The organism is Aminobacter anthyllidis (genome assembly GCF_018555685.1).
In the GTDB taxonomy this organism is placed as follows: domain Bacteria; phylum Pseudomonadota; class Alphaproteobacteria; order Rhizobiales; family Rhizobiaceae; genus Aminobacter; species Aminobacter anthyllidis.
This window is the reverse complement of the sequence record NZ_JAFLWW010000014.1, coordinates 1-25,119: the sequence shown is the minus strand read 5'-3', so window position 1 is coordinate 25,119 and position 25,119 is coordinate 1. Positions and strand designations below refer to the sequence as shown.

Genomic DNA, 25,119 nt, shown 5'->3' with positions numbered 1-25,119 from the left:
CTAGTCTAGATAATCCGACAGAGCCGAGGGCCGATTTCCTCGAAGCCGTTGCGCAGATAGAAATCGAGCGTGCGCTTCCATTTTGGTTGCCTGGGCGCGGCAAGCTCAAGTCGCTTCCAACCACGCGCACGGCCTTCCCGCGAGGCGACCTCAAGCAGATGAGGGGCAATCCCTTTGGAGCGCTTTTCGGGTCGAACATACAGCTCCGAAATATAGCCGAACTTACCGCCTGCATAGATCGCCGTGCATTTATTCAGCACCATGATGCCGACCGGCTCGTCATCTGCAGTTGCGATCACTGCGACCACACTAGCGTTGGCAAGCATTATCTGCGCGCTTTGTTTCACGTCGTCGGGCGCGGGCGCTTTCCCGCCAGTGAGTTCATCGAGTAGCGCGTGAATAAAACGGACGACCGTCCCTGCGTCCGTTGCGTTGGCGCGGCGCGTAGATATGGAAGGCATATTTTCTCCTGCTAGTGGTCAAAATCCCGATTAATGCTGCCACCCCGCGCAGGTCCGACTCACGCTTTTAAGTAACTCTGACCAATGGACCGAGGCACTTGTCATGGCGCGTCGAAGTCAGCTGTTCCAGAGGCCGCCGTTGGCGGGTGATCGAAGGAGGCTTGGGCCCCAAATGAGCCGGCCAGAAACAAGACGGCTCACCGCCAGCCAGTTTCGGATTATTCCGTATTGGGATCATCCAGTGTCACTATCGTCTCTCCGACCTTGGTCGCCGAACCCCCCGGTCCCGACCATCGGGAGAAGCATCAGCGATCACGCGGCGCCGGTCCGCGGAGCGTGTTCCGGGAAACCGGATGCAGGGCCAAGCTGGGGGAAGGTTCAAACGGCACTTCTGGAGACTTTTGAGGCGGCATCGACGCTCCACCATCTGTAGCGGGCCAACTCCGGCTCAATGGCCCGGTCTGCCTCTGTTTCCAATCACGATCCCCGCGAAGGCGAAGCCGAGTGGCCGCAGCTGGCCGGCTGACCCCTTGTATTTTGGTGGTGAAGATCCGGCGCCGAACCAGGAAAGCCGTCGCGGAAAGAGCGGGGGGTTGGCTTGGTCCTGGCGGATGCCGGCACAGGAATTCGGACCGCGATCAATAGCGATGCGCAGATGGCCGAAATTCATGAGCGGCGTCCTAACCCGAAAAATTCATGGTAGGTTGGCGGATGCGGTGCAAGCCATTGAAATGACGTAAGATTTGGTTGCTAAGGCCGATCCGAATCATTTCCCGGAGACCACACCCGCCATGAATTTTTGGGGTTAGGAGGATTGAATCAATCATCCAACCGCAAGTATGTATGACATAATTTCCTTATCAAACATAACGAGGGATAACATGATTATCGGTGACGCACTTTTCCGCAACAACGATTTGGACAATTACCTACGGGCTCAGGTTGGCGCGGTTGATGAGCACGTGCGCAAGACCGTCTCCAAAACGGACTTAGGGAAGACCGATTCCGAGATCGCCCAGCAGCATCTGCCAAGTGCTCGGGTCGAACCACTGCAGGTAGACTTCGAAAATCCCCAAAAGGACGTGAGCGAGGCGCGTGTGCGTGTCCATGACGTTTTTGATGGTGGAGCACGATCGACGGAGTACGCGCGACCCGCAGCTTCGCATTTACGGGCGATCCAGCTCTCTTTTCGCTCAAGACCAATCCCTATTCGAGTGTGTTGCCCCATGGTCTCGTCAGAGGCAACCGCATCGTCATTGGCACGGAAGGCCGCAACGACGCGGAGACGTTGAAACGCGAGATCGATAGCCAAGAGCAAACCCTGCGCGAGTATGTCGGACGCTCAAAAGCACAGGTCGATGCGCATAACGCTAAATTAGAGGCCCTGCTAATTGAGGCCATTGCGCGTCGGCGGAAAGCTCTCGTCGGCATCGACGCCCTCAAAGACCGTATTTAGGAGAAGCATGAAACAGTTCGCCGAGAACAGGCGACCGGATTGAGGCGGATATGCGAAGCCACGACGGCGTTGTTGAAAATTGGGAACTCTTAACTGAAGACGAGGCGATAGAAGCCGCGATCGAAAAGCACAGCAAGGACCCTACCACGTCGGTCGCCTATTGCGCCCTGGAAGTGTCTGGCAATGGCGATGATCCAGAATATCGGTTCTGGTACGATCTGTTTCTGAGACTTTCCAAAGAGGATCATGTCGGATGGGCTTAGCGTAAATGGCGATGACAGAAACCAAATACCCGGGAGAGCTCGCCTCCCCGCATCAGATCCATGCACTGGCGGAAGAATACCGAAAGGGGGCACACCTGCTCCTTCCGCTCGGCAGACCCGGAAAACCGCTCACCAGAGCGCCGTTCAGATTATCGGCCATCCACGCGATCGAACTCTATCTGACCGCGCTTTTGCTGCACCGTGGCCACGATCCAAATCAAATCCGCAAGATGCAACACGACCTAGCGGCACGGGCGAAGCACACCCTCGAAGCGGGGCTGCGCCTTCGCGCGAAAACCGCCAATCATCTTCAGTCCCTCAGCCAGAACCGGGAATATCTGATTACCCGCTACGGCCCGGAACCGGCTGCCCGCGCCAGGGGGCGAAGCCGGATGGCCGAGACCGCCTGAGCCTGGCGAAGAAAAAGCGGGCTCGGTTCACGAGCACCCGGCACGCGCCGTCAGGCGCGCGGGCGCGTCAGATTTCTGCGCCGTGCGGACATCGGTTTGGCGTTCCGGTCGAACTCGTTCAATCAGAACGAGGTCTTGATGCCGACCATCACCGTCGCCGCGGCAAAATCGCCGCCAAACGAGTCGTAGTGGCCGCCAGTCTCCGCGCCGGTCGCAATGTCATAGTAGTTGGAGTCGCCGCGAGCGGTGAACATCTTTTCGTAGGAACCGGAGACGAAGAAGCTGGTCCGCTCGTTGTACTGGTAGCCGACGCTGCCGCCGACCATCAGAACCGGCGCCGATTCGAAATCCTGCTCGAAGCGCAGGTCACGCAACCAGTGATGATCGGTAGCGCCGACCGAAAAGGTCATGCCGCCCTTCAGCGCAAAGCCGAAGTTCCAGCGGTCCTGGACATAGGTCGCATCGATGCCGGCGAAGGCGACCGGCAATTTCTGCTGGTAGCTGATGACCTTTGCGCCTCCTGGCCAGTCGCCAACCGAATCCCGGAAGCCCTGATAGCTGGAGACGTAGGAGCCGCCATAGGCAGTCCACTTGACCGAGGTGTACTTGAAGCCACCGTTGACGTTGATCAGCAGTTGGTCGCTGACCTGGAAGTCGTGGCCGAGCGCCACGGTTGCCGAATAGAAGTGATCAAGATCGGTCTCGGAAAAGCGCGAACGGTCGCTCCAGTCGTTCCAGCTATCATTGGCGGAGAATTTCGGCTTCCAGTCATAGTCTTCCATGTAGCTGTCGCCGCTGAAGGCGATCTGGCCGGAAAGCTTGGCGGTCCAGCCGGCCTCGCTGCGCGCCGTCATCTCGGCTGAAATGACCGGAGAGGTGCTTTCCCAAATAAGGTGGCTCTGCTTGGTGCCGCTGCCGGGACCCCGATAGACCAGCTCGTTGGCCTCGATGTCGATGACGCCGACGCCGCCGACGAAAGAGAAATTGGGCTTGTAGGGCGCCGGTTCGCTCACCACCGCGTCGCTGGCCATCGCCGGCCAGGCAGCGAGCAACGCTGCCGCTCCACCAAAGACTTTCGCTTTCAATTTCATAGGACTACCCTCATAGGAATGATCCGCCATTCGGCTATACGCAGCGTAACCGGGGGGCAACTCAGGTGCGGTCGTCTATGCAGCGCCCCTGTAGGTGGCAAAATTGCCGCCCTCGGCTCTGTCTCAAGGAAACGCCGTTAGCGTGACCCGATTGACGGCGGTTTTTGCCGATGCGTTCCGGGCGGCCGGCGTGACGGGAACCCTGCATTATCCGAGGCACACATTTGCGATGACGGCGCTGGTACGATTGCAGCGTCAGGCAGCGACCACGCCGGACCTCAACCCGCTGAGATCGTGCAGGTTGCTTTGAGCAGCCCATAGCAAACTCTCTAGTCTAGATAATCCGACAGAGCCGAGGGCCGAGTTCCTCGAACCCGTTGCGCAGATAGAAATCGAGCGTGCGCTTCCATTTTGGTTGCCTGGGCGCTGCAAGCTCAAGTCGCTTCCAACCACGCGCACGGCCTTCCCGCGAGGCGACCTCAAGCAGATGAGGGGCAATCCCTTTGGAGCGCTTTTCGGGTCGAACATACAGCTCCGAAATATAGCCGAACTTACCGCCTGCATAGATCGCCGTGCATTCATTCAGCACCATGATGCCGACCGGCTCGTCATCTGCAGTGGCGATCACTGCGACCACGCCAGCGTCGGCAAGCATTATCTCCGCGCTTTGTCTCACGTCGTCGGGCGCGGGAGCTTTCCCGCCAGTGAGTTCATCGAGTAGCGCGTGAATAAAACGGACGACCGTCCCTGCGTCCGTTGCGTTGGCGCGGCGAGTAGATATGGAAGGCATATTTTCTCCTGCTAGTGGTCAAAATCCCGTTTGATGCTGCTATCCGCGCAGATTCGACTCACTCTTTTAAGTAACTCGGACGAGTGAACAGCATTTTTCATCAAAAATATGATAAAAGAACGCAAAATATATATTACAAGCATGCAGTGTTCCGGATGACTTGAGGTGAATTGCGCAGATAGGGGACCTGCAAATCAACCTGGTTACTTCGTGACCGCACGGTGAAGCCGCCTTGCCGAGGTAAGATGAAGCTACAAGTCGAAAAGGGCCTGAGACAAAAGATACAGCCTGAGATGCTCGTGCGGCCAGAACGCTCGGACAATGCAGTCGAGCAAAGAGGACATCCGTGACGGGCGGCGAGAGCGCTCGACGGTCGCCAACTCATTCGGCGCCAGCCGGAACACGAGCCGAGCCGACCGGTGCGCAGAGGCTGGTTGCCGCGCCGATCAAGTCGGACACGTCGGCCCCGGTCGTCGCGAAAGAGGTGACGAACCTCACGATCCCGGGCTGCCAGCGATCATGGTAGAAGCGGAATCCCATGTCGAGCAGCCCCCGGATCAGGGACGTGGGAAGTCGGCAGAACAGGATATTGGCCTCGGGACGCTGCTGGATTTTCACGCCTGGCACCAGGGCCAACCCCCGCGCGAGCGCCGATGCCATCGCATTGGCATGGGTCGCATTGCGAAGCCAGACACCGTCCCTCAGATAACCGTCCATTTGCGCCGCCATGAAGCGCATCTTGGAACTCAACTGGCCGGCCCGCTTTTGGCGAAAGGCGATCGTGCTCGCGAGATCTCCGCGGAACGAGACGACCGCATCGACCCCAAACGTTCCATTCTTCGTGGCGCCAAATGACACAAGGTCGACGCCGGCCTTCCACGTCATCTCGGCCGGCGAGCAGCGCAGAGTGACGAGGGCGTTGGCGAAGCGAGCACCGTCCATGTGGAGCGGCAGGTTCGCTGACCGGCAGATATGGCTGATGGCCTTGATCTCGTCGAGCGCGTAGACCGATCCCATCTCGGTCGCCTGCGTGATGCTGACGCTGGAGGGCTGGACCGAGTGGATATCGCCCACCATGCGCGTTGCATTGGCCGCCAAGGCGTCGATGTCGATTTTGCCAGCCTCGCCTGGAAGCTGCACCAACTTCGCACCGGCGGTGTAGAACTCCGGCGCGCCGCACTCGTCGCGGTTGATGTGTGCGTCGGCGTGCGAGAGGATGCTGCCCCATGGCGGCGTAATCGCCGCGAGCGCCAGCGCGTTCGCCGCCGACCCCGTCGAAACGAGGAACACGTCGACCGCATGCTCGAACACCTCGGCGAGCTGGCGCTCGACGGTATGCGTCAGCTCATCGTTGCCGTAGGGAAGCGCCTGACCCGACGCGCACGCGGTGATGGCTGCGATCACCTCGGGGGAGACGCCGGCGATGTTGTCGCTGGTGAAGCCGCGGGGGCGGGTCTGCTTGCTTTCGTTCATAGTCTTGACGCTCGTTTCATCCATTGAGCGTCAAAGCTAGACGGTTTCGCCGCGCGCTTTATTGAACGATATTCAAACCGAGAGGTAACGCGCCGGCGTCACCCCCAGCACCGCCTTGAAGTGCCGGGTCAGGTGGCTCTGGTCCGCGAACCCGACCGCGACGGCGACCTCGGCGACGTGCTGACCTCGCCTCAGCAGCCGTCGCGCCTCGTCGATGCGGACCTGGATGAGGTAGCGGGTGGGGGGCAACCCGAAATGCGCCTTGAAGCCATCGATCAGCGTCGCCTTGGAGCATCCGGCGAGGGCGGCCAGGGCGGCGAGCTGCAGAACTTCGTCAAAGTGGGCATGGATGAAGTCACATACGTCGCGGAACCTCGGTGGCACGAATTTTGGCTCAGCAACGCGCGACCCGCCGGCCTCTGCGAAGACGTGGGGCAGGAAACGGATCAGATACTCCTCGATCTCCAGTGCCGAGCTATGCCCATGTTCAAGCAGGCGCCAAAACGCGCTGAGGCCATGTGCAACTGGGGCATTCTCCTGGAACGGGCTTTTGAAGTCGATCGTTCCGGGTTCGTTTTGGCCGCTGTCCTCAAGGACTTGCCGGATAAGGCCTTCGGGCATGTAGAAGATTTTCTGGCTCCAGCCGAGATCGTCACCAGCACCCCCGAAATGCGGTTCGCCGGGCGCGAAGGTCGCGACGGTGCCGCTACCGGCGTGCCAAACCTCACCTCGGCACCAGACATCATGGATGCCCCGCTCGATCAGCCCGATCAGGTACTCGTTGTGGAGATGCTTGGAGAAATCTTGCCGGTGATAGTCGGCCGCCAGGTAATCGAGCCCGCCAAGGACATCGAAGTGCTTCATCACCGCACGATTGCGCGGCGGCCGGCCCGGGGGTTCAGAACGACTACGCGCCTTTTCGCCGCATTCTATGGCGGTATCGGCCACTTGATGATCAATCCAGGTTGGTCATCACAACGATATCGTGCTCTCGTAGCGAATTTCAAACCGAAGCAGGATTAATTGCCGCCCGAAGAGGGGCCTGCTGCAGGGCGGGCAGCGGATTGGCGGGATTAATCGTGTCTCAAGCTTAGGATGTGGACCCGAGCGACGTATGGCCGGATGGCCGATATCGAGAAGAAGACCAAGCGCTATCCCCTCCGATCTGACGCATGAGGAATGGTCGCGGATAAACCGTTCCTGCCGGGCGCGGCCAAGACCGGGTGGCGCGCGGTGACGGACCTGCGCGAGGTCTTCAACGCGATCCGCTACATGGCCCGATCGGATGGCGGCTGGCGCATGCTGCCAAAGGATTTCCCGCCCCTATCGGTCGCGGTCGAGACGACCTTACGGACACGCCCACGGACTGCGCCAGCTGGCTGGAACGTTCCCCGGCCTGACGGCGAAGCAGCAGGCGACGATCAAGGCGCTGAACGCAGAATACGCCAAACTCGAAGCCGAGTACGAGCATGCCAACGAACTGGCGGCCGATGTTGACGAACTGCTACCCGGCGGCGGCTACGGCCGCACTTATTGTCGGATCTTCGACGAAGTCGGACATGAGACACAGCGCTATCAGAATGATCGCGTTGTTCTGCAATGATTTTCTCATTTGGCACGACATATGCGGGGGCTATCCCGCATGAGCGCTCCGTCATTTCGATTGATGCGAGCAGGATTCAATCAAGGCGCAGTGCGTCGCTTCTGAAGATCAAGGAGAGAAAAGTATGGCGAGAGCGCGAATTGGCGTGGCGCGGGCAATGACAGCGGCTGTCGTCCTCATCGTTGCGGGACAGGCCGGCGCGGCAGATGTTGGGCAAGCCGCGAGCGTCCCGCAGGCAGAAGCCTGCGTCGCGGAAGCGCCAAGCCCCTGGCAGATCCGCCTGCGTGCGTTGGGGGTGATCACCGAGGATTCGGGCTATGTCAATGCGGTGCCCGGCTCCGGTCTTTCCTATTCGAACACGCTAACGCCGGAACTCGATATTTCGTATTTCTTCACGGACAACATCGCCGCCGAACTCATACTCGGAACCACCTATGCCAACATCGATGGCCAAGGTGCGATCGGCGGGCTGGGCAAGGTCGGCAAGGTTTGGCTGCTGCCGCCCACGCTCACATTGCAGTATCATTTTACCGATTTCGGCGCCTTCAAGCCCTATATCGGCGCGGGCGTGAACTATACGATCTTCTATCATCAGCAAGCCGGCAGCGCCGATGATCTCAAGGTCAAGAATACATTCGGCGCCGCGCTGCAGGTCGGATTCGACTACATGGTGGACCAGCACTGGGGCGTCAACTTCGACGTGAAGAAGCTTTTCCTTAAGCCCGACTTCGACGTCACTGTCGCCGGCACGAAGCTCACAGGCAAGGCCAAGCTCGATCCCTGGCTGGTAGGCGCAGGTCTCACCTACCGCTTCTAATGTCGAAAGGACCCTGAAGGGGCACTTTTCGAAGTCCGCGCGCGGATCTTCCGTGCCGAGAAGTGGACCCGCGATGGTTCTTAAAGGAGTTGTTGGCATGCGCGTAGAAAACGATCATTGCGACGTGATCGGTGTGCCGGCCGCTCCCACGCAACTTGATCGTCTTTCTTCTGCGATTCTGCGGCAGGGGGGGATGGCGCGAGTGTCGCTGCCAGGCGATGTGGTGACCTGGGCGGCAGCCCGTCACCAGACGCTCAGGCAGATGCTTTCCGACCAGCGTTTCAACAAGGACTGGCGACAGTGGCGGGCGCTGCAGGACGGCGAGATTCCCGAGGATCATCCGCTGATCGGGATATGCAAAGTGGACAACATGACCACGGCGCATGGCGCCGATCACCGCCGCTTGCGCGGCCTGCTGTCCAGCAGCTTCGCGCCCAGTCGTATCGCCTTGCTGGCGCCACGGGTCGAACAATGCGTCGATCGACTCCTGGCCGAGATGGCGCAGCGCGGCGGCAGTGCCGATCTGATGTGCGAGTTCGCCGCTCCGCTGCCCACCAACGTTATCGCCGAACTGTTCGGTTTGCCGGACGAACAGCGCGAAGAGATCGTCGCGCTCACCTACAGCCTGGCCAACACCTCCGCCACAGCCGAAGAGGTGCGACAGACGCGGCAGCGCATCCCGGAGTTCTTCCGTCGCCTGATCGCGCTCAAGCGGGGCCAGCTCGGCGATGATCTGGCTTCGGCCCTGATCGTCGCGCGTGACAATGGCGAGCTCGTTTCCGACACCGAGCTCATCGACATGCTGTTCATGGTGCTCTCTGCGGGCTTCGTGACCACCGCCGGCGTCATCGGCAATGGCGTGCTGGCATTGCTGACGCATCCGCAGCAACTGCACCTGGTGCGCAGCGGCCAAGTTCCGTGGTCACAGGCGATCGAGGAGATCCTGCGCTGGGGCAGCTCAGCTGCCAATCTGCCGTTCCGCTATGCCACCCAGGACGTGGAGATCGACGGATGCATGGTCCGCCGCGGCGATGCCGTCCTGATGGCGTTCCATGCGGCGAACCGGGACGAAAAGGCCTTCGGTCCCGGCGCCGACAGGTTCGATGTCACCCGGCGGCACAACCCGCACCTGTCATTCGGCGAGGGGCCGCATTCCTGCCTGGGCGCTGCGCTGGCGCGCCTGGAATTGCGCTGCGCCTTCCCCGCGCTGTTCGGGCGGCTGGAGGATCTGGCGCTGACCATCGCTGCGGAGGACGTCGTCTACATGCCGTCTTACGTCATTCGCTGCCCGCAGCGCCTGCCGGTCAGCTTCCGCCCTTCCGTCGCTTAGAGAGTGCGGCATTCACGCCGGATTCGGTGATTCTCGGTTCGCCGGGATGGCTGGTCTCGCACGAGGGGGGCGAGCATGCCCGGTTACGCACGATCGTGACGCCGGCCTTCAGCAACCGCAGGGTGAAGGTGCTCGCGCAGCAGGTCGAGGCGATCGCCACGCAGTTGTTCGAGACGCTGACGGCCCAGCCCCAACCCGCCGACCTGCAGCGCCACCTCTCCTTTCCGCTACCGGACGTGGTCATCAGCGGGCTGATGGGCGAATGCGCAAGCACGCTGAGCAAAGCCGAGCGGGGAACAACTACCGGGATTCCCGGCGGACCGTGAAGACCTGGCCCGACTTTACGCCCTTGAGCCCGGCGACCTCGATCTGATCCGGCGTCGCCGATGGGGACAAGGACCTCTCCGAGCCTGCACTGATGAGAGGCCGCATCGTATGCGGCTTTGGGCGAAAGAGACCGATCAGCGCAAGGGCATTATTCGCATCATCACATAAACATCTCGTTATATGTATTGACAAGGAGCGAAGCGGCTGTGATTGTGCGTATGTCATGGTTCTCCGCGCGGCACTGCCGTAGCGGAGCTAAGAGGGAAGCCGGTGTGATGCCGGCGCTGCCCCCGCAACTGTTAGCGGCGAGCCAAGCCCATTGGTGTCACTGAGGCGAACGGCCTCGGGAAGACGGGCAGAGGCTTTGACCCGCGAGCCAGGAGACCTGCCACGACGAACAACGTCCACGGGCGGGGTGTCTCGGTGGTCGCAGTAGCCCGGCTTCGTGCCGCCTGCTCGCGCGTTCCTTGTCCCCACGCCCCAACCATCGGGGTATGGCATGACTGTCTCTCAACGCATTCCTGTGGCAACGCTCGGCGTGCCGCGTATCGGTCGACGGCGGGAACTGAAATTCGCGCTTGAAAGCTACTGGTCCGGAAAATCTCCCGCTGCCGACCTGCTCGCGACGGCGAAGGCGCTACGCGCCGCCAGCTGGAGGGAGCAGCACGATCGCGGCGTGTCGAAAATCCCGTCCAACGATTTCTCGCTTTATGACCATGTGCTCGACACCGTCGCCATGGTCGGCGCCGTGCCGGCACGATACGCCTGGACTGACGGCGAGGTCCCACTCGATACCTATTTCGCCATGGCGCGCGGCAACCAAGGTCAGGCCGCTGATTGTGGACATGCCGGTGAAGAGCATGCGGCCAACGGGCATGGCCTTGCCGCGATGGAAATGACCAAATGGTTCGACACCAACTATCACTACATTGTGCCGGAACTTACGGACGATCAGAGCTTTGCCCTCTCGTCGGCGAAACCGGTCGATCATTTCCTCGAGGCCAAGGCGCTCGGCATCCACACGCGCCCGGTCCTGCTTGGACCGGTTACCTTTCTCAAGTTGGCGAAGTCACCTGAGGAAGGTTTCAACCCTATCGCGCTCCTGCCACGGCTGCTGCCCGTCTACGAGGAGCTCCTGCGGAGGCTGAAGCTCGCGGGAGCCGATTGGGTGCAGATCGATGAGCCGGCGCTCGTGGTCGATCTGGTTCCCAACGAACGGGATGCGCTCCAATTCGCCTACTGCCGGCTGTCAAAAGCAGCACCCGAGTTGAAGATCATGGTCGCTACCTATTTCGGATCGCTGGGAGACAATCTCGAGACCGCAATTTCTCTGCCCGTGGCGGGACTGCACGTCGATCTCGTGCGCGCTCCAGAGCAGTTGGAGACCGTCGGCCGGCTCGCGCAGAAGGAACTTGTGCTCTCGCTCGGGCTGATCGACGGCCGCAACGTCTGGCGTGCGAACCTGCCTGCCATACTTGACCGCATCAAGCCGATCGTCGCCGGCTGGCCGCTGGACCGCGTGGAGATTGCCCCGTCCTGCTCGATGCTGCATGTGCCGATCGACCTGGACATGGAGACGGCACTCGATGCGGATGTGAAGTCGTGGCTCGCCTTCGCGGCGCAAAAGACCGGCGAGCTGGTCGTGCTCGCCCGTGCCCTGGCCGAAGGCCGGGACGCGGTCGCCGCCGAACTGGAGGCGTCGGCTGAGGCTGCCGCCGTTCGCGCGACATCCGCGAAGGTGCATGATCCGCTCGTCGAAGGCCGGGTCGCCAGCATCAAGGTCGGCATGACGCGCCGGAAGAGCGCATTCGCCGTGCGCTGCAAGCTTCAGGCCGACACGTTTGGCTTGCCTTCCTTTCCCACCACGACGATCGGCTCCTTCCCGCAAACAGCCGAGGTTCGCAAGGCGCGGGCAGCTCATGCCAAGGGCGAGCTGAGTTACGTCGACTACGAGGCGTTCCTGAAGAAAGAGATAGAAGCCGCCGTTCGCTGGCAAGAAGAGATCGGACTCGATGTGCTGGTCCACGGCGAATTCGAGCGCAACGATATGGTGCAGTATTTCGCTGAGCAGCTCTGCGGCTTCGCCTTCACGCAACATGGGTGGGTGCAGAGCTATGGCTCGCGCTTTGTGCGACCCCCGATTATCATTGGCGATGTGTCGCGACAAAATCCGATGACAGTACATTGGTGGCGATATGCAAGGTCGCTGACGCCGAAGCCGGTGAAGGGCATGCTTACCGGCCCGGTGACGATCCTCAACTGGTCCTTCGTCCGAGACGACCTTGCCCGCTCAGCCGTCTGCCGCCAGGTCGCGCTCGCCATTCGCGATGAAGTGAGCGACCTCGAAAAGGCCGGCGCCAGGATGATCCAGATCGACGAAGCCGCACTGCGCGAGGGCTTGCCGCTGCGCGAGGCCGACTGGCAGGCCTATCTCGACTGGGCCGTCGAATGCTTCCGGCTGGCTTCAACGGCGGTCGGCGATGCGACCCAGATCCACACCCATATGTGCTACTCCGAGTTCGGCGATATCGTGGACGCGATTGCCGCAATGGATGCCGATGTGATCTCCATTGAAACCTCGCGCTCGCAGATGGAACTGCTCGATACGCTCCGAAGCTTCAAGTATCCGAACGGGATCGGTCCTGGTGTCTATGACATTCACTCGCCGCGGGTCCCGGAAGTGGGCGAGATTTCCAACCTCATCATGCTTGCGCGCGAGCGATTGCTGGATGGCCAACTGTGGGTGAATCCCGACTGCGGTCTCAAGACGCGCAGATGGGAGGAGGTCCGCCCTGCCCTGATGAATATGGTGGCTGCAGCACGCGCAATTCGCGAAAAAGCGCAGACCGCGTAGGGCTCGGTGCCCCTCGCCGGCGGTGAGCGGCAACGCCACACACCGGGCAATCTTGGGGTGAGTCCATCCGGCGCACCCAAGGCAGTCGAGCTGCCCGTGACGAAGCGCCTCGGCAACCTTGGCCTGGCCGAGGCCCTTGCCATGGCGCGTCGAAGTCAGCTGTTCCAGAGGCCGCCGTTGGCGGGTGATCGAAGGAGGCTTGGGCCCCAAATGAGCCGGCCAGAAACGAGACGGCTCACCGCCAGCCAGTTTCGGATTATTCCGTATTGGGATCATCCAGTGTCACTATCGTCTCCCCGACCTTGGTCGCCGAACCCCCCGGTCCCGACCATCGGGAGAAGCATCAGCGATCACGCGGCGCCGGTCCGCGGAGCGTGTTCCGGGAAACCGGATTCAGGGCTAAGCTGGGGAAGGTTCAAACGGCACTTCTGCAGACTGTTGAGGCGGCGTCGACGCTGTGCCATCCGTAACGGGCCAATTGCCGCTCGATGGCTCTGTCTGCCTCTGGCTGCAATCACGATCACCGCGACGGCGAAGCCGAGCGGCCGCAGCTGGCACGCGGACCCCTTCTGTTTTGATGGTCAAGATCCGGCGCCGGACCAGGAAAGCCGTCGCGGAAATTGCGGGGTTGGCTTGCTCCTGGCGGATGCCGGCAGAGGTATTTGGACCGCGCTCAATAGCGATGTGCAGACGGCCGAAATTCACGAGCGGCGTCCCAAGTCTCAATCACTGCGCAGAATGCGTGCTTCGAGCGCGGCTGCGACGAAAGCTCGTCGAGCGGCTGGTGGATGGGTCTTACCGCGTAACACCTGCAGACAGGTGTCCATCGCGATCCTGCGTTTATCGGTCTCATGATGCAGATCCCGCAGCAAGATAGCGGCCGCGTCGTTGACGTCGAACACGACACGCTCCGAGCTGCGGCGGCTAACCTGGACAACGACTGGCCTCTCAAATCTGACCAACCCGGTCATCCCCCTCCTCCACAGCCACTATGCGGCAAATAGCCCGGATCGCATTTCTTGACTCAGCCGAACGCGACCGCTGCACCTGCGCCATTGAGCCTGGCCATTGGCGGGCAAGCGATCGCCATGAGGCGCGTCCGGCCATGGTCAGCTTGCGTGCGATCTGCGGTTGTGCAGTCGATGGTGAGGAACTGCTTCTCATTCGCGTGGTCTAGCTGTGAAACCTGGACATAGTGCACTGTTTGACGCGCCTCGCCAGTCTCAAACATGTCGTCGATGTCTACACCTGCACTTTTCCACTGCCCGATCTGCCGGCGGCGATCCACTGCATCGCGGAGGTTGCATCTTCCAATATGGCGACCCGCTTCGCAAAGCCGAAAAACGCATTGCGCGCCGTGCTTACCGGCTTGCGCCCATCGTATGCATCGTAGCATGCCCTCAGGGCGGCTTCGTGGATCAGGTCTCTGCGATCTTCCGGCCATTCATTGAGAAAATCGATTGCATCCGCAAGGCCGGCAATCTCCTGGATGATGTGGGTTGCGCGCCTCACGAAAAGCGGGCTGCTGAAAGCCTCAGCGTTCATTAGTTCCTCCCAACTTTCTAAATAGCCAATTTGCGGTGAAGAGGCGCCGCATCGACACGGCGACCATGGCACAATGTGTTGTCAGGGCGATGACGGTTCAAGAGGAAGATCCGCGCCTGCGGCCGGGTGTGTATCGATCCGCCAACACATCATGCAATGGCTTGGTTGCCATCAAACGCGGTCGTCACTATTAAGCTATCAAGTGATTCTTAACCGGCTAGTCTAATTCCGCAGGAGCGTTTTCATGACCGAAGAAACCGAGAGCAAAGCCGACAACCTCATCGAACTCACCGCCCATGTCGTCTCAGCCTATGTTTCGAATAATCCGGTTCCCGTCGGTGAACTGCCTGGGCTTATCGGCCAGATCCACATCGCATTGAAAGGCACTGCAGGTAGTGCCGCACCAGAAAAGCCGGAAGCTCTCAAGCCTGCCGTACCGATCAGGAAATCGGTCATGCCCGATTACATCGTCAGCCTTGAGGACGGTAAGAAGTTCAAGTCGCTCAAGCGTCACCTGGCCACCCACTATGGCCTCACGCCCGACGAATATCGCGCGAAATGGGGGCTGCCGGCGGATTATCCCATGGTGGCGCCGAACTACGCTGCGGCGCGCTCGGCATTGGCCAAGACCATGGGTCTGGGCCGCAAGCCGAAGGAACCGGAAACGCCGGCACCTGCCAAGCGTCCCCGCAAGAAAGCCGCAGCCTGACCGCACTTTTTCAGGATCGGCTAAGGGGATCCGGCATCATTTCGCACTCGCGAGATGAAATTTGTGCGTTGCAATATCCGGGGCTATCGGTATGATCATGTTGTCGGCCATCTACTCCTCCCAGATGTGGCGCCGACCCTGAATGGGGCGCACCTCCTCCCGCGTCTCATTCTAAATCGAGCCCGCTGCCACCTCCTCCCGGTAGCGGGCTTTTTCTTTGTCTGAGGGACGATTTCGGTAGGCCAACGCATTTGGCTCTAAGCGAGGCGAATGCTCCGAACTTCCGGGCCTTTCTTGCCCTGCCCGCATTGGACAAACACCTTCTGACCCTCCATCAGCATGCTCAGTCCTGAGCGGGTCAGCGCGGTGGCATGAACGAAGATGTCCTTCTCACCGTTTTCAGGTGCAATGAAGCCGAAGCCCTTTTGGGGATTGTACCACTTGACCGTGCCCTCGCTCTCCAACTGGGCGCTCGTCCCGGCGGTGGACTCTCTAGTGCAACGCGTAGGTACCTGAGGTTTCGCGGTCTGACCGCCTACCTCCAGCACTTGCGCGACCTGATGACCTCTTGGACTTTCTTCCGCTATGACCCTGAGACGCGTTCCCTCGGAAACACCGCGGCTCCCGGCCGCCTCCAGCACCCGGATGTGCAGATAGGCCTGGGTGCCCTCCGGCAGTTTGACAAAGCCAAAACCCTTGCTGGTGTTGAACCACACCACTTCGGCGTCGACAGGGTCCGCGGTTACGATCGACGAACGCTGAAAGTAGCTTGGCTCGGCAGATCGTTCGGAAAAAGAAACCGTCTCATCGTCATGACGATGCCGGCGTGGCTCACGATGGTCCTTATATTTGCCCATGATCGTCCGACTGGCTTGAACAACGCCCTGCGCTCCCGGCAGGATAATCTCAATCGGGCGATGCGTTGATGTCAATTCATCAGTTGGCCGCTAATCCGCTCAATCGCATCACGATCCGGCCGACCTTTGCCACACGAGGTGGACCATTGCGGGTGCGCAATATATGCGACAGGTCGAGCTGCTGATCCGAACGCTTCTCTACATCTCACGGCAGAAGGTTCGCAGGAGGGTGTCATCGACCGTTCGATCGTGACATTCAGCGGCTGCGTCTCACGCGGATGCGCATCCGACATTTCGATCTACACGCACTTTCCGCGCACAGCCTGCAGGAGAGGAGACGGCAGCTCGTCGTTGGATCGTCCGGCTAGATCAACCCCGCCTGCTCGGCCTCGCGGCGCAAATTCTGCCGTGGTCTCGGACCGATCTGCTGGATGACCAGTCCGGCCGCCAGTGAGCCAAGGTCGCCACAGGTCTTAAGGTCGCGGCCCTGTGTGTAGCCATGGAGGAAACCGGCGGCATAGAGGTCGCCGGCGCCCGTTGTGTCGACCAGCTCCCTGATGGCGGTTGCCTGGATGACCACGGTCTCGTGGCCGCGCACGATGACCGAGCCTTTTTCCGATCGCGTCACGGCGGCTATTCTGCAGTCCTTGCGGATCCTGGCCAGCGCCTCGTCGAAGGACGATGTCTGGTAGAGCGACTTGATCTCGTGGCTGTTGGCAAAGACGATGTCGACGGTGCCCAAGCGCATCAGGTCGAGGAACTCATCTCGGTAACGGTCGACGCAGAACGAATCAGACAGCGTCATCGACACTTCGCGTCCGGCCTCGTGTGCGAGCTTCGCCGTCTGTCGGATCGCCTCCTTGGCGCGCGGCGGGTCCCACAGATAGCCCTCGAAATAAGTAACCTTGGCGCCCGACGCCTTGTCGGCCTCGACGTCTTCCGGCCCGAGTTCGACGCAGGCGCCGAGATAGGTGTTCATCGAACGCTCGCCATCGGGGGTGACGAAGATCATCGAGCGCGCCGTCGGCGGCTGGCCCTCGAGCGGTTTGGTGTCGAAGGCAACGCCCTGGGCATGGATGTCATGGGCGTAGATTTCGCCGAGCGGATCGTTCGAAACCTTGCCGAAGAAGGCGGCACGTCCACCGAAGCTGGCAACGCCGGCCGCCGTGTTGCCGGCGCTGCCGCCGGAGGCCTCGATCGCCGGGCCCATACGGCTGTAGAGTAGTTCGGCGCGATGGGTGTCGATGAGGTTCATCGCGCCCTTGATGATGCCGTTGGTCTCGAGGAATTCCTCGTCGCACTGGGCGATGATGTCGGCAATGGCATTGCCGATGCAAAGCACGTCATAATCCGGCATCAATGTCTCCGCCAACTACCCACCGGCTTTCTGCTATGCCGGCCAGGCGCGGGTCTAGCGAGTTGAAATGGGTTGCCGCATGCGCTTGATCCAGCGGCCCTCACGCAGCTGCCGGTCCTGCTCCACGCAGCAAGTCGTCGGCTCTGTCCGTCTTCTCCCAGGTGAACTCAGGCTCTTCACGGCCGAAGTGTCCGTACGTCGCGGTCTTGCGGTATATCGGGCGCAAGAGATCAAGCATCTTGATGATGCCTTTCGGTCGGAGATCGAAAAGCTCAAGAACAAGGCACTCGATCCTTTTTTCCTCGATTCTTGCGGTTCCGAAGGTGTTGACCATCACAGAAACCGGACTGGCCACGCCGATCGCGTAGGCAAGCTGAACCTCGCAGACCTCCGCAAGTCCGCTGGCAACGATATTCTTCGCGACGTACCGCGCCGCATAGGCCGCCGAGCGGTCAACCTTGGATGGGTCCTTGCCCGAAAAGGCGCCGCCGCCGTGACGCCCCGTTCCACCGTAAGAATCGACGATGATCTTGCGTCCAGTGAGGCCGCAGTCGCCGGCAGGCCCACCGACCACGAACCGCCCTGTTGGGTTGACCAGAAATCTGATCTCCGAAGTATCCAGATGGGTTGGCAGGACCGGTTTTATGATCTCCTCAATGACGCCTTCGCGGACTGTATCTTGGGAGACCGCCGCGTCATGTTGCGTTGAGAGGACGATGGTGTCCAGCGCCAGCGGGCGGAGACCCTCGTAGCGTACGGACACTTGAGATTTCACGTCCGGACGCAGCCAGCCAAGCTGTCCCGTTTTCCGGACCTCTGCCTGTCTTTTCGTCAAATGGTGAGCGAGTTGGATCGGCAAGGGCATCAATGTATCCGTCTCGTTGCATGCGAATCCAAACATGAGGCCCTGATCCCCCGCCCCCTGCTCGAGATCCTGCCCTCGTCCTTCGTCAACGCCCTGGCTTATGTCGGGCGACTGCTCGGTAAGGGCCAGAACGACGGCACAACGACGACCGTCAAAGCCGATCGCATCGTCATCATATCCAATATCGAGAATCGTATCGCGGGCAACTTGGCTGTAATCGATCTGCGCGTGGCTGGTGATCTCGCCAGCCAGAACGACCATCCCTGTCTTCACCAATGTTTCACAGGCGACGCGCGCCTTCGGGTCGGTGCGGAGGATGGCATCGAGGACGGCATCGGAGATGTTGTCTGCCATCTTGTCGGGGTGTCCCGCGCCGACGGATTCGGAAGAGAACACGAACTGCCTGGTCATGGAATGTCCTCGCTTCAAGTTTTTGGAGTTAGGTGGGAGTTTCGGGATTGGGGCGGCCTTACCGGTCGCTGATGCCGGGAACGTCGAACGCAGTGCAGAAGTCGGCAACGTCTCTTCGTACGCGCGCATGAACTTCCTGGTCGTCGGGCTGGCGGCAGACCAAATCAATAAAAGCGGCGATCTGCACCATTTCCCCCTCGCGCATGCCCATGGACGTCACTGCCGGCGACCCCAAGCGGATCCCGCTTGTGACTGTCGGGTCGCGCGGGTCGCCCGGCACCATATTAAAGTTCGTAATGATGCCTGCCCTTGCCAGGCGCTCGGCATAGGCTTTGCCTGACAGCGGCCGGTCCCGAAGATCAAGGATCAGCATGTGATTGTCGGTCCCGCCGGTGACCAGGTCATAACCACGATCCACAAGCGCCTCGGCCAGTGCCTTGGCATTCTTGACGATCTGGTGACCGCAGGTGCGGAAAGAGGGGGTCGCGGCTTCCTGCAAAGCAACAGCTAGCGCGGCGATGATATTCATGTGCGGCCCACCTTGCAGTTGAGGAAACACCGCGCGATCAATCCGTTTGGCGAGATTGTGTTTGCTCGTGGGATGATAGAGCGCCTGATAGCGATCTTCATTCTTTGATAAAATAAAGCCTCCACGGGGGCCGCGGATCGACTTGTGAGACGTGCTGGTGACGACGTCGCAATGGGCCACGGGATTCGGATGCGCTCCGGCGACAATCAGGCCGCTGATGTGCGCAATGTCGGCCACGAGATAGGAGTTGGCCTCCAGAGCGATTTCTGCCATTGCCGCGTAGTCAAAGGCACGCGGATAGGCCGTTCCGCCGACCCAAATCAGTTTCGGCCGTTCCCGCCTGGCTGTCTCGCGCAAGCGGTCATAGTCGATTTGCTGCGTCTTTTCGTGCAGCCCATAGGGGACGCGTTGATAATCAGTGCCGGAAAAGTTGACGGACCAACCATGAGTCAGATGGCCGCCTTCGGGGAGAGGCAAGCCCATGACTTTGTCATGGGGGCTCAAAAGCGCACGATAGACAGCCTGATTGGCCGGCGAGCCGGAATAAGGCTGCACATTGGCGTGTTCACTGCCAAATAGCGTCTTCAGGCGCTGGATCGCAAGGGTCTCAAGCTCATCGACGATCTCGTTTCCGGCGTAGTAGCGCACACCCGGGTACCCCTCGGCATACTTGTTCGCGAAGATCGAGCCGGTCGCTTCCAGTACGGCTGAGGAGGCAAAATTCTCAGATGCGATGAGTTTGAGCGTCGTCCGCTCCTGCCGCTCCTGTCTCAGAAGCAGTTCGTGAACATGGCAATCGACGTGGACCAAGGAAGACCATCCAGATTTGCCGGGCTCTGCGATGGCTAGGTCAGTGGAGTTCTTCATGGTAGTTTCGCGCTCCCATCTGGGCAGATCTTTTCACGATCAAGCAGCGGTCTCCTTCGACCACGCGTCTTGTACCGCCTCGAGCCGCTCCAGGTCCCGCTTATGACACCCATCGTCGTGGGGCAGGAGATCGACCAAGAATTGAACCAACCCTCCGTCCTTGCCCCCTGCATTGAGATGATATGAGGACAAAGGACGTTGTCCGTTGCCGCAAAGAAAGTCGGCTCTGGCGAGCATCCGGACGTGTCGCGCAACACGCTCCCGACGAAGATCGAGAATCTCCGCCAGTTCGCGGACAGTCAGGTCGGCATGCGCGCAAAGGCCCAGGATCCGTAGGCGATCAAGATGTGCTGCTGTCATTAGGCGATCGACAAGTATCATCATTGGTCAGCACGGCGCCAAATAGAAGAACCGAACCCCTCGTCCTGCTCGCTTTGTCATGTCGGGCTCTTCGCAAATTCTGTTCGGCAGCGGAATATAAACACACCAGATTTCTGCCGCTACTGAACTTGAAAGTTGTGGTGAGCGTACCATTTACAGCGATTTGTGGTCGCAAAGATTCGATGAATTTCTTTGAAGGATCTGTTACAACCTAAACAAGAACGCAACGAGATTGGCGAGGTGCTGGTAAGACGGCAAGCTGGCGAACTGCCTGGCCAAGCGGGAGGGAATCGGCGCCACCTCTCCCAGTGCTAACCAGCATCGTGCACCTGATCCGCCATCTGCTTGAGTTCGTGTCCCGGAAGTCGCGAACCCGTCGTGCCGACGCTCAGCGCCATTGACCGGGCCGCGGACGCCGAAGCCGGCATGAAGGCTCCGGAGGATTTGGGGGCGGGCGACTGGGGTCGGCGACCGGCGATCACTCAGACCCAGCGACGCAACTGGCAGCACGTCGTGCCGTTCTTCGCCTATCCCGAGAGTGTGCGCAGCATCATCTACACGACGGATGCGGTCGAAATGTCGGCGGCGCGTCGACGCCATTTCCAAATAGCGCTTAGTCCTGGTCTGTCAGGTCGCACCAGGTCGAATGGCTGACACCGTGGGCTTGGGCCATTTCATAAAGCGTGACGATGGTGGGTTCCTTTTGCCCTTCTCCAGCCCGCTGATGTACTGCTGGCTGAAGCCGGAGGTCTCGGCAAGCTGCTCCTACGTCAAGCCGGCCTTCTCCCTGATCCTGCGTGCATTGAGTTTATGCCATCGATGTGCCCGAACCATCTGCCGCCGGGGGGCAGCAAATCCAGGGCTACGATTTTGGTGACTTGTCGCTTGCCAAGCAGCACAAGCTATCGGTCACGCAAGCGACGCACACGTGCGAGAACCTCGCAAGGGTCGATTTCGAGCGCTTCCGCTACATCGAGGAACTCAATGACGTCCATGCGACGTTCACCGCCCTCATACTTGGCCACGAAAGACTGCGGGCGGCGAAGCGCTTCGGCAACCTTGGCCTGGGTTAAGCCCTTGTTCTTGCGCGCCGCTATCAGCTGTTCCAGCAGCCGGCGTTGGCGGGGCGATCGAAGGGATTTCGGCATCAGATGAACCGGCCAGAAGGGAACCGGCTCATCGACTAATCCCAGTTTCGGATTATCCCATTTTAGGAGATATTTGCAATCCACAAGGCAAGCCGCGCCATGGAGCAAACTGTATGGTCGAGACCATGTCGAAGAAAAGCGGGCTCAGTTCATGGGCGGCGGTTGCGCGTCATCCAGATCGATTTCGGCAATCCGGGATGGACTGATCGCCTTTGTTACTGCGGCGGCCTAATCAACTCACAAGGATCAACGTCAAACGCTTTTGCGAGCCGGCCAAGCACACTGACACTTGCGGAAACCCGAGCACGCTCGATCGAGCCCACATAGCGCATGCTCAGCTCTGCGCGGGCAGCCAATTCTTCCTGCGTCAGGTCCTGATCATGGCGCAAACGACGCATGTTGATCGCCATGACTTCCGTGAGGTCCATGGCGAGATAGGGACCAGAACCGGAACTATCGTTCTAGGAACGATCGTTCCTATTCGCTATGGTGAGCCAACCGAGGAGAAACCGTGCCCGATCACAACAAACCCCAAACCGGCAAGAGGGTCGCGATGAAACGCAAAGTCCAAGACGAAGTCCCCTGGTCGGACAGCCTGACCGCTTACGACAATGAGCACTTCACCATCTATATGAGACTCCTGGACGCGTCCGCCGACGATGCCAGCGAAGACGAGATGGCACAGCTCGTCCTCGGCATCGATCCGATGCGAGAACCTGAACGTGCCCGAATGGCGGTTCGCAGCCATCTCGATCGGGCAAACTGGATGGTTACGACTGGATACAAAGAACTGTTCGCGCGCTGACCGGCTCCAGGTGAGCTATTCCAATCATCTTAGACGAGGAAATCCCGATAGCCACGATCCATGAGCATGTGACCGCGCCGGACGGCACGGCGGATTCGATCGCGAAGGTGGTTGCGCGGATCCGTCCAGTCGGCCTGGACGCGTTGTCGAGCCAACAGGGCCATTGCGATTTGGCGATGCGATGCCCCGCCTAGCGAGCCGTCGAGCGCCTGAAGAACAAAGCGCAGACGGCTGGCGCGCGCTTCGGGCGGAAACAGCCTGTCGGGAAGTTGTCCGGTCGCGTGAAAAGCATTGAGGCATTCGAGCGCATTCAGGTGCTGCCTCATCCGATCGGCGGGCCAGATCGCGTCGACGGAAAGCCGAACGGGGCGCAAAACCTCCGCGCCCTCCACGACAAGTTGGAGGTCCCGGTGAGCATTTCGCAGCATGACGTGCTGTCGACCGTCCGCCGAGATCATGAGTGACGCCCGACATGGCAATGTAGCGAGATCAAACGAAAGCGTTTCGGGCGACAGTGCCTTTTTCGCAATGACCGGCAGGACATGCGGGCATTGGCGGGAGCACCAGAACACAACCGCATCAGGCCTCAACGAGCTTGCGAAACAGGAGTCCCCACTGCGTGAGATCGAGCGACGATCTCACCACTTCTACCTCGAACCACCTTTCTGCAAATTCTGCGTGCTCAAGCGCGTGCCTGCAGTCACGCTGAAAGGCCGGATTGCGCCGCAGGAATTCCCAGGCCCAGCCGCGTCGCGTCAGGTGCCGCGTATAGCGATAAGATTTCTCATCCTGCCAGTCCGGCCAGTCGGCGTCATTACCTATCATAGCCATGTCAGGCGCCCGTGCAGAGCACCGGCGCCAACACGACGGGACCGCCAAGACTGCCACTGTGGCGGACCGCAGCAAGGCTCGCCTCTGAGACATCCAAACAGCCGGCAACGGCGCGCGTGGTGCCGATTGTCGGGGGCGGACCGATCCGGGCCGGCGGCCATCCGGCGCGACGCAGGATTCGCTCCATGCGCAAATCCGTAACCGTGACAATATGGGTGAGCTGCCGCGACAGACCGAACTCGATCATGCCAGCGAGGAGTTCATAGGTCGCGACAGCAATACTCCCACTGCCCTTCGGTGCAGACGGTGGAAGATCAAGGGCGAATCGGCTGCTTTCCCAGACACTCGGTTGCTCGGGTGCCGTTCTCCCCTCCAACAGCCTCGAAAAGACATCTCGCAACATCGTCGGCCCTGTCGAGGGCAGGAGGCGTACGCAGCCCCCGACGCGACTGGCGGAATCGCGCAACACAAGATAGTGCGGTTTCAGGGAATCGAATGAATCGATCTCGAAGCCGCCCGTCGTGCGGACGTTCCAGTCGAGCCGCTCCTTGAAGATGCGGTAGCGCAGGCGGTGCATTTCGGGAAGTTCGTCGGCAAAGGCGCCGTACCAGCCGGGCGCAATAAGCTCAATCATGATGGTCTCCTCGCAGGTATGACCCTGCCATTGGAGGCGAACCTTCATGCCGCGACTGCCTGTGCATTTGCACAGGTAGATCAAAGAGGGATTCTGTCCCTCAGAGAATTGATGATCGTGAGGAGGCCAGCAGTGTCACTGCCTGATTTTTGGTGCGCACGCCGAGCTTCTTCTTGGCATTGTCCAAATGGAAAGCGGCCGTGCGCTCCTTGATCCCCAAGATACAGCCGATCTCCCAGGCGGACTTGCCCTTCGCCGTCCACTCCAGGCATTCGTACTCACGGGGCGTCAACGAAACACCATCCACCGCCAGACCACCCGAAAGCTTGCGGCGAACGCCAATGTGAAAGCACATCGCCATAATCTCGAGCGCCTGCTCATACTTCTCGGCGACGCGCAGGAAGGTCGGATCGAGCCTGTCTGCCGCGAAAGTCATCGCAGCGACACCGCCGCGGCGATCAACAAGTGGTATCGTCAGTCCGCAGCAGATGCCGAATTCGGCAGCCTCATCGAAAAGCTGTTGCTGTCGCGTTGAAATGCCGGCATGGCCGAAATCCGGTCCCCACTGAAAGGGATATTCGCTGCATCTTGCCCATTCTATGACCGGGTCGATCCTTTCATATTGGTGGCGCAAGTAGTGCGACGTCCAGCCAGAATGATAGTTCGATATCAGCCTGGGTTTTGTGACGCGATCAGACACCAGAGACAGATAGGCGAATGCGGGAATGTCGAAGGCGCCGGCGGCGCTGGCCAGTGCGTTGTGGAAGTCGACTTCATCAACGCTCAAAGACAACTGTTCCAGCAAAGTTTCGAAGACGAGCTGCATTTTCTCCTGCGGCTGTTTTCAATTAAACTTGGGACTTTCGGGGTTCTTGCCAGCTAAGGCGAAAAGGCTCGCCCTGAGAATTTGACGCTGGAGAAAATTCACCGCGGTGGCTACTCCCCGGACCTTCGATCATATGAAACGAGGTGCGTGCGACCTCGACGCCGGCTGCCGTATCCGCGCGTCGGAAGCTGCGATTGTCGGGTGGTTGCCATGGTGTAATAGAAATATCGAAGTTCGATGTGCCATCCAGACATGCTGCTGACCTCCTTCTCGAACTCTCGATTGCGGGCGCGCGACAATCACCCTGATCCAGCGCGTCAAAAAAGGCGCCCTGCCGGCGGGGAGGTACACCGTAAGCGATGCGCCAAGGCACCTTGCAATAGGCCGATGAACATGGAGTTTTCGCGCCATGACATTGGAACATGCGAGGGGCGATATGGTCGCCGAGTTAAGCGGTGCCGCGGCGGCCGAAGATCTTG

The 25,119-nt window shown here is 60.1% G+C and carries 27 protein-coding genes, 4 pseudogenes and 1 riboswitch; of the genes and pseudogenes, 13 read left to right on the top strand and 18 right to left on the bottom strand.

Going from position 1 to position 25,119, the window contains the following annotated elements; genetic code table 11:
- Positions 1 to 5: 5 nt before the first annotated feature.
- Positions 6 to 461, bottom strand: coding sequence for a GNAT family N-acetyltransferase (locus tag J1C56_RS30165; RefSeq protein ID WP_214393632.1), 456 nt, complete (start codon positions 459 to 461; stop codon positions 6 to 8).
- A 1,288-nt stretch (positions 462 to 1,749) separates the two neighbouring features.
- Between J1C56_RS30165 and J1C56_RS30160 the strand changes: the two genes are divergently transcribed.
- From J1C56_RS30160 to J1C56_RS30150, 3 genes are read left to right on the top strand one after another with little or no spacing between them, the layout of a single operon-like run.
- Entirely contained in the window at positions 1,750 to 1,917 is a 168-nt protein-coding gene (locus J1C56_RS30160) for a hypothetical protein (protein ID WP_214393631.1), read from the top strand.
- Positions 1,918 to 1,967: 50 nt separating this feature from the next.
- Positions 1,968 to 2,180, top strand: a complete 213-nt coding sequence (locus J1C56_RS30155; protein ID WP_214393630.1) for a hypothetical protein — start codon at positions 1,968 to 1,970, stop codon at positions 2,178 to 2,180.
- A 5-nt stretch (positions 2,181 to 2,185) separates the two neighbouring features.
- Positions 2,186 to 2,590 (top strand): hypothetical protein, encoded by a 405-nt coding sequence (locus tag J1C56_RS30150; protein WP_214393629.1) that lies wholly within the window; start codon positions 2,186 to 2,188, stop codon positions 2,588 to 2,590.
- 122 nt (positions 2,591 to 2,712) lie between these two features.
- Here J1C56_RS30150 and J1C56_RS30145 read toward each other — a convergent pair whose 3' ends face one another.
- The 4 genes from J1C56_RS30145 to J1C56_RS30130 all read right to left on the bottom strand — a co-directional run bounded on the left by J1C56_RS30145 (position 2,713) and on the right by J1C56_RS30130 (position 6,892).
- Positions 2,713 to 3,681 (bottom strand): omptin family outer membrane protease, encoded by a 969-nt coding sequence (locus tag J1C56_RS30145; protein WP_214393628.1) that lies wholly within the window; start codon positions 3,679 to 3,681, stop codon positions 2,713 to 2,715.
- 334 nt (positions 3,682 to 4,015) lie between these two features.
- Positions 4,016 to 4,471 carry a GNAT family N-acetyltransferase gene (locus tag J1C56_RS30140; protein ID WP_214393627.1) on the bottom strand — a complete coding sequence of 152 codons (456 nt, stop codon included), beginning with the start codon at positions 4,469 to 4,471 and terminating at the stop codon, positions 4,016 to 4,018.
- A gap of 381 nt (positions 4,472 to 4,852) precedes the next feature.
- Positions 4,853 to 5,944 (bottom strand): threonine aldolase family protein, encoded by a 1,092-nt coding sequence (locus tag J1C56_RS30135; RefSeq protein WP_214393626.1) that lies wholly within the window; start codon positions 5,942 to 5,944, stop codon positions 4,853 to 4,855.
- A 72-nt stretch (positions 5,945 to 6,016) separates the two neighbouring features.
- Positions 6,017 to 6,892, bottom strand: a complete 876-nt coding sequence (locus J1C56_RS30130; protein ID WP_214393625.1) for an AraC family transcriptional regulator — start codon at positions 6,890 to 6,892, stop codon at positions 6,017 to 6,019.
- A gap of 231 nt (positions 6,893 to 7,123) precedes the next feature.
- On the opposite strand from J1C56_RS30130, the pseudogene J1C56_RS33825 reads away from it, so the two are divergent.
- The 6 genes and pseudogenes from J1C56_RS33825 to metE all read left to right on the top strand — a co-directional run.
- Positions 7,124 to 7,222, top strand: a pseudogene (locus tag J1C56_RS33825) (IS5-like element ISRso1 family transposase); the annotation flags it as partial.
- A gap of 7 nt (positions 7,223 to 7,229) precedes the next feature.
- Positions 7,230 to 7,547: a hypothetical protein gene (locus J1C56_RS30125; RefSeq protein WP_246592160.1), complete on the top strand. Its 318-nt coding sequence runs from the start codon at positions 7,230 to 7,232 to the stop codon at positions 7,545 to 7,547.
- 124 nt (positions 7,548 to 7,671) lie between these two features.
- Positions 7,672 to 8,364 (top strand): OmpW/AlkL family protein, encoded by a 693-nt coding sequence (locus J1C56_RS30120; RefSeq protein ID WP_214393623.1) that lies wholly within the window; start codon positions 7,672 to 7,674, stop codon positions 8,362 to 8,364.
- A 97-nt stretch (positions 8,365 to 8,461) separates the two neighbouring features.
- Complete coding sequence (locus J1C56_RS30115) at positions 8,462 to 9,694, top strand: cytochrome P450 family protein (protein WP_214393622.1); 1,233 nt, start codon at positions 8,462 to 8,464, stop codon at positions 9,692 to 9,694.
- Positions 9,661 to 9,954, top strand: a pseudogene (locus J1C56_RS30110) (cytochrome P450); the annotation flags it as partial. The gene J1C56_RS30115 and the pseudogene J1C56_RS30110, both read left to right, overlap by 34 nt.
- Positions 9,955 to 10,228: 274 nt before the next feature.
- A riboswitch (cobalamin riboswitch) is annotated at positions 10,229 to 10,428 on the top strand.
- Positions 10,429 to 10,544: 116 nt separating this feature from the next.
- Complete coding sequence (gene metE, locus J1C56_RS30105; RefSeq protein ID WP_214393685.1) at positions 10,545 to 12,875, top strand: 5-methyltetrahydropteroyltriglutamate--homocysteine S-methyltransferase; 2,331 nt, start codon at positions 10,545 to 10,547, stop codon at positions 12,873 to 12,875.
- 722 nt (positions 12,876 to 13,597) lie between these two features.
- On the opposite strand, the gene J1C56_RS30100 is transcribed toward metE, so the two are convergent.
- Together J1C56_RS30100 and J1C56_RS30095 are read right to left on the bottom strand one after the other, a co-directional pair.
- Positions 13,598 to 13,846, bottom strand: a complete 249-nt coding sequence (locus tag J1C56_RS30100; RefSeq protein ID WP_214393621.1) for a DUF982 domain-containing protein — start codon at positions 13,844 to 13,846, stop codon at positions 13,598 to 13,600.
- Between the two features lie 271 nt (positions 13,847 to 14,117).
- Positions 14,118 to 14,420, bottom strand: coding sequence for a DUF982 domain-containing protein (locus J1C56_RS30095; RefSeq protein ID WP_214393620.1), 303 nt, complete (start codon positions 14,418 to 14,420; stop codon positions 14,118 to 14,120).
- 244 nt (positions 14,421 to 14,664) lie between these two features.
- On the opposite strand from J1C56_RS30095, the gene J1C56_RS30090 reads away from it, so the two are divergent.
- Complete coding sequence (locus tag J1C56_RS30090) at positions 14,665 to 15,129, top strand: Ros/MucR family transcriptional regulator (protein ID WP_214393619.1); 465 nt, start codon at positions 14,665 to 14,667, stop codon at positions 15,127 to 15,129.
- A 257-nt stretch (positions 15,130 to 15,386) separates the two neighbouring features.
- Here J1C56_RS30090 and J1C56_RS33365 read toward each other — a convergent pair whose 3' ends face one another.
- From J1C56_RS33365 to J1C56_RS30070, 4 genes are all read right to left on the bottom strand, one after another.
- Positions 15,387 to 15,986 carry a cold-shock protein gene (locus J1C56_RS33365; RefSeq protein WP_214393618.1) on the bottom strand — a complete coding sequence of 200 codons (600 nt, stop codon included), beginning with the start codon at positions 15,984 to 15,986 and terminating at the stop codon, positions 15,387 to 15,389.
- A 364-nt stretch (positions 15,987 to 16,350) separates the two neighbouring features.
- Complete coding sequence (locus J1C56_RS30080; protein ID WP_214393617.1) at positions 16,351 to 17,343, bottom strand: adenosine kinase; 993 nt, start codon at positions 17,341 to 17,343, stop codon at positions 16,351 to 16,353.
- A gap of 100 nt (positions 17,344 to 17,443) precedes the next feature.
- Complete coding sequence (metK, locus tag J1C56_RS30075; protein WP_214393616.1) at positions 17,444 to 18,619, bottom strand: methionine adenosyltransferase; 1,176 nt, start codon at positions 18,617 to 18,619, stop codon at positions 17,444 to 17,446.
- Positions 18,620 to 18,677: 58 nt separating this feature from the next.
- Positions 18,678 to 20,015 carry a serine hydroxymethyltransferase gene (locus tag J1C56_RS30070; protein WP_214393615.1) on the bottom strand — a complete coding sequence of 446 codons (1,338 nt, stop codon included), beginning with the start codon at positions 20,013 to 20,015 and terminating at the stop codon, positions 18,678 to 18,680.
- Positions 20,016 to 20,213: 198 nt separating this feature from the next.
- Between J1C56_RS30070 and J1C56_RS30065 the strand changes: the two genes are divergently transcribed.
- Both J1C56_RS30065 and J1C56_RS30060 read left to right on the top strand, forming a co-directional pair.
- The gene (locus J1C56_RS30065; RefSeq protein ID WP_214393614.1) at positions 20,214 to 20,351 is read left to right on the top strand and encodes a hypothetical protein; all 138 of its coding nucleotides are present in this window, start codon (positions 20,214 to 20,216) and stop codon (positions 20,349 to 20,351) included.
- 341 nt (positions 20,352 to 20,692) lie between these two features.
- Positions 20,693 to 20,993: pseudogene (locus J1C56_RS30060) on the top strand (transposase); the annotation flags it as partial.
- On the opposite strand, the pseudogene J1C56_RS30055 reads toward J1C56_RS30060, so the two are convergent.
- From J1C56_RS30055 to J1C56_RS30045, 3 genes and pseudogenes are all read right to left on the bottom strand, one after another.
- Positions 20,951 to 21,230 (bottom strand): annotated as a pseudogene (locus tag J1C56_RS30055) (helix-turn-helix transcriptional regulator). The pseudogenes J1C56_RS30060 and J1C56_RS30055 overlap by 43 nt on opposite strands.
- A gap of 68 nt (positions 21,231 to 21,298) precedes the next feature.
- The gene (locus J1C56_RS30050) at positions 21,299 to 21,544 is read right to left on the bottom strand and encodes a helix-turn-helix domain-containing protein (RefSeq protein WP_080680407.1); all 246 of its coding nucleotides are present in this window, start codon (positions 21,542 to 21,544) and stop codon (positions 21,299 to 21,301) included.
- 215 nt (positions 21,545 to 21,759) lie between these two features.
- Positions 21,760 to 21,972 (bottom strand): helix-turn-helix domain-containing protein, encoded by a 213-nt coding sequence (locus J1C56_RS30045; RefSeq protein ID WP_027033328.1) that lies wholly within the window; start codon positions 21,970 to 21,972, stop codon positions 21,760 to 21,762.
- A gap of 125 nt (positions 21,973 to 22,097) precedes the next feature.
- Here J1C56_RS30045 and J1C56_RS30040 point away from each other — a divergent pair, with 125 nt between their 5' ends.
- Positions 22,098 to 22,349, top strand: coding sequence for a DNA -binding domain-containing protein (locus J1C56_RS30040; RefSeq protein ID WP_027033327.1), 252 nt, complete (start codon positions 22,098 to 22,100; stop codon positions 22,347 to 22,349).
- A gap of 29 nt (positions 22,350 to 22,378) precedes the next feature.
- Here the strand turns inward: J1C56_RS30040 and J1C56_RS30035 are convergent, their stop codons facing one another.
- The 4 genes from J1C56_RS30035 to J1C56_RS30020 all read right to left on the bottom strand — a co-directional run bounded on the left by J1C56_RS30035 (position 22,379) and on the right by J1C56_RS30020 (position 24,640).
- Positions 22,379 to 22,807, bottom strand: coding sequence for a DUF2285 domain-containing protein (locus J1C56_RS30035; RefSeq protein WP_246592158.1), 429 nt, complete (start codon positions 22,805 to 22,807; stop codon positions 22,379 to 22,381).
- Positions 22,808 to 22,928: 121 nt separating this feature from the next.
- Positions 22,929 to 23,180 carry a transcriptional regulator domain-containing protein gene (locus J1C56_RS30030; RefSeq protein ID WP_064987292.1) on the bottom strand — a complete coding sequence of 84 codons (252 nt, stop codon included), beginning with the start codon at positions 23,178 to 23,180 and terminating at the stop codon, positions 22,929 to 22,931.
- Between the two features lies 1 nt (position 23,181).
- On the bottom strand, positions 23,182 to 23,814 hold the full coding sequence (locus J1C56_RS30025) for an acyl-homoserine-lactone synthase (RefSeq protein ID WP_214393611.1): 633 nt from the start codon (positions 23,812 to 23,814) through the stop codon (positions 23,182 to 23,184).
- Positions 23,815 to 23,914: 100 nt separating this feature from the next.
- The gene (locus tag J1C56_RS30020; protein ID WP_214393610.1) at positions 23,915 to 24,640 is read right to left on the bottom strand and encodes a LuxR family transcriptional regulator; all 726 of its coding nucleotides are present in this window, start codon (positions 24,638 to 24,640) and stop codon (positions 23,915 to 23,917) included.
- Positions 24,641 to 25,119: the final 479 nt, after the last annotated feature.

Coding starts and splice junctions, on each gene's coding strand:
- J1C56_RS30165 (WP_214393632.1), bottom strand. CDS start 461: ATGCCTTCCATATCTACGCGCCGCGCCAACGCAACGGACGCAGGGACG.
- J1C56_RS30155 (WP_214393630.1), top strand. CDS start 1,968: ATGCGAAGCCACGACGGCGTTGTTGAAAATTGGGAACTCTTAACTGAA.
- J1C56_RS30150 (WP_214393629.1), top strand. CDS start 2,186: ATGGCGATGACAGAAACCAAATACCCGGGAGAGCTCGCCTCCCCGCAT.
- J1C56_RS30145 (WP_214393628.1), bottom strand. CDS start 3,681: ATGAAATTGAAAGCGAAAGTCTTTGGTGGAGCGGCAGCGTTGCTCGCT.
- J1C56_RS30140 (WP_214393627.1), bottom strand. CDS start 4,471: ATGCCTTCCATATCTACTCGCCGCGCCAACGCAACGGACGCAGGGACG.
- J1C56_RS30135 (WP_214393626.1), bottom strand. CDS start 5,944: ATGAACGAAAGCAAGCAGACCCGCCCCCGCGGCTTCACCAGCGACAAC.
- J1C56_RS30125 (WP_246592160.1), top strand. CDS start 7,230: ATGGCGGCTGGCGCATGCTGCCAAAGGATTTCCCGCCCCTATCGGTCG.
- J1C56_RS30120 (WP_214393623.1), top strand. CDS start 7,672: ATGGCGAGAGCGCGAATTGGCGTGGCGCGGGCAATGACAGCGGCTGTC.
- J1C56_RS30115 (WP_214393622.1), top strand. CDS start 8,462: ATGCGCGTAGAAAACGATCATTGCGACGTGATCGGTGTGCCGGCCGCT.
- J1C56_RS30100 (WP_214393621.1), bottom strand. CDS start 13,846: ATGACCGGGTTGGTCAGATTTGAGAGGCCAGTCGTTGTCCAGGTTAGC.
- J1C56_RS30095 (WP_214393620.1), bottom strand. CDS start 14,420: ATGAACGCTGAGGCTTTCAGCAGCCCGCTTTTCGTGAGGCGCGCAACC.
- J1C56_RS30090 (WP_214393619.1), top strand. CDS start 14,665: ATGACCGAAGAAACCGAGAGCAAAGCCGACAACCTCATCGAACTCACC.
- J1C56_RS33365 (WP_214393618.1), bottom strand. CDS start 15,986: ATGGGCAAATATAAGGACCATCGTGAGCCACGCCGGCATCGTCATGAC.
- J1C56_RS30080 (WP_214393617.1), bottom strand. CDS start 17,343: ATGCCGGATTATGACGTGCTTTGCATCGGCAATGCCATTGCCGACATC.
- metK (WP_214393616.1), bottom strand. CDS start 18,619: ATGACCAGGCAGTTCGTGTTCTCTTCCGAATCCGTCGGCGCGGGACAC.
- J1C56_RS30070 (WP_214393615.1), bottom strand. CDS start 20,015: ATGAAGAACTCCACTGACCTAGCCATCGCAGAGCCCGGCAAATCTGGA.
- J1C56_RS30050 (WP_080680407.1), bottom strand. CDS start 21,544: ATGCCGAAATCCCTTCGATCGCCCCGCCAACGCCGGCTGCTGGAACAG.
- J1C56_RS30045 (WP_027033328.1), bottom strand. CDS start 21,972: ATGGACCTCACGGAAGTCATGGCGATCAACATGCGTCGTTTGCGCCAT.
- J1C56_RS30040 (WP_027033327.1), top strand. CDS start 22,098: ATGAAACGCAAAGTCCAAGACGAAGTCCCCTGGTCGGACAGCCTGACC.
- J1C56_RS30035 (WP_246592158.1), bottom strand. CDS start 22,807: ATGATCTCGGCGGACGGTCGACAGCACGTCATGCTGCGAAATGCTCAC.
- J1C56_RS30030 (WP_064987292.1), bottom strand. CDS start 23,180: ATGGCTATGATAGGTAATGACGCCGACTGGCCGGACTGGCAGGATGAG.
- J1C56_RS30025 (WP_214393611.1), bottom strand. CDS start 23,814: ATGATTGAGCTTATTGCGCCCGGCTGGTACGGCGCCTTTGCCGACGAA.
- J1C56_RS30020 (WP_214393610.1), bottom strand. CDS start 24,640: ATGCAGCTCGTCTTCGAAACTTTGCTGGAACAGTTGTCTTTGAGCGTT.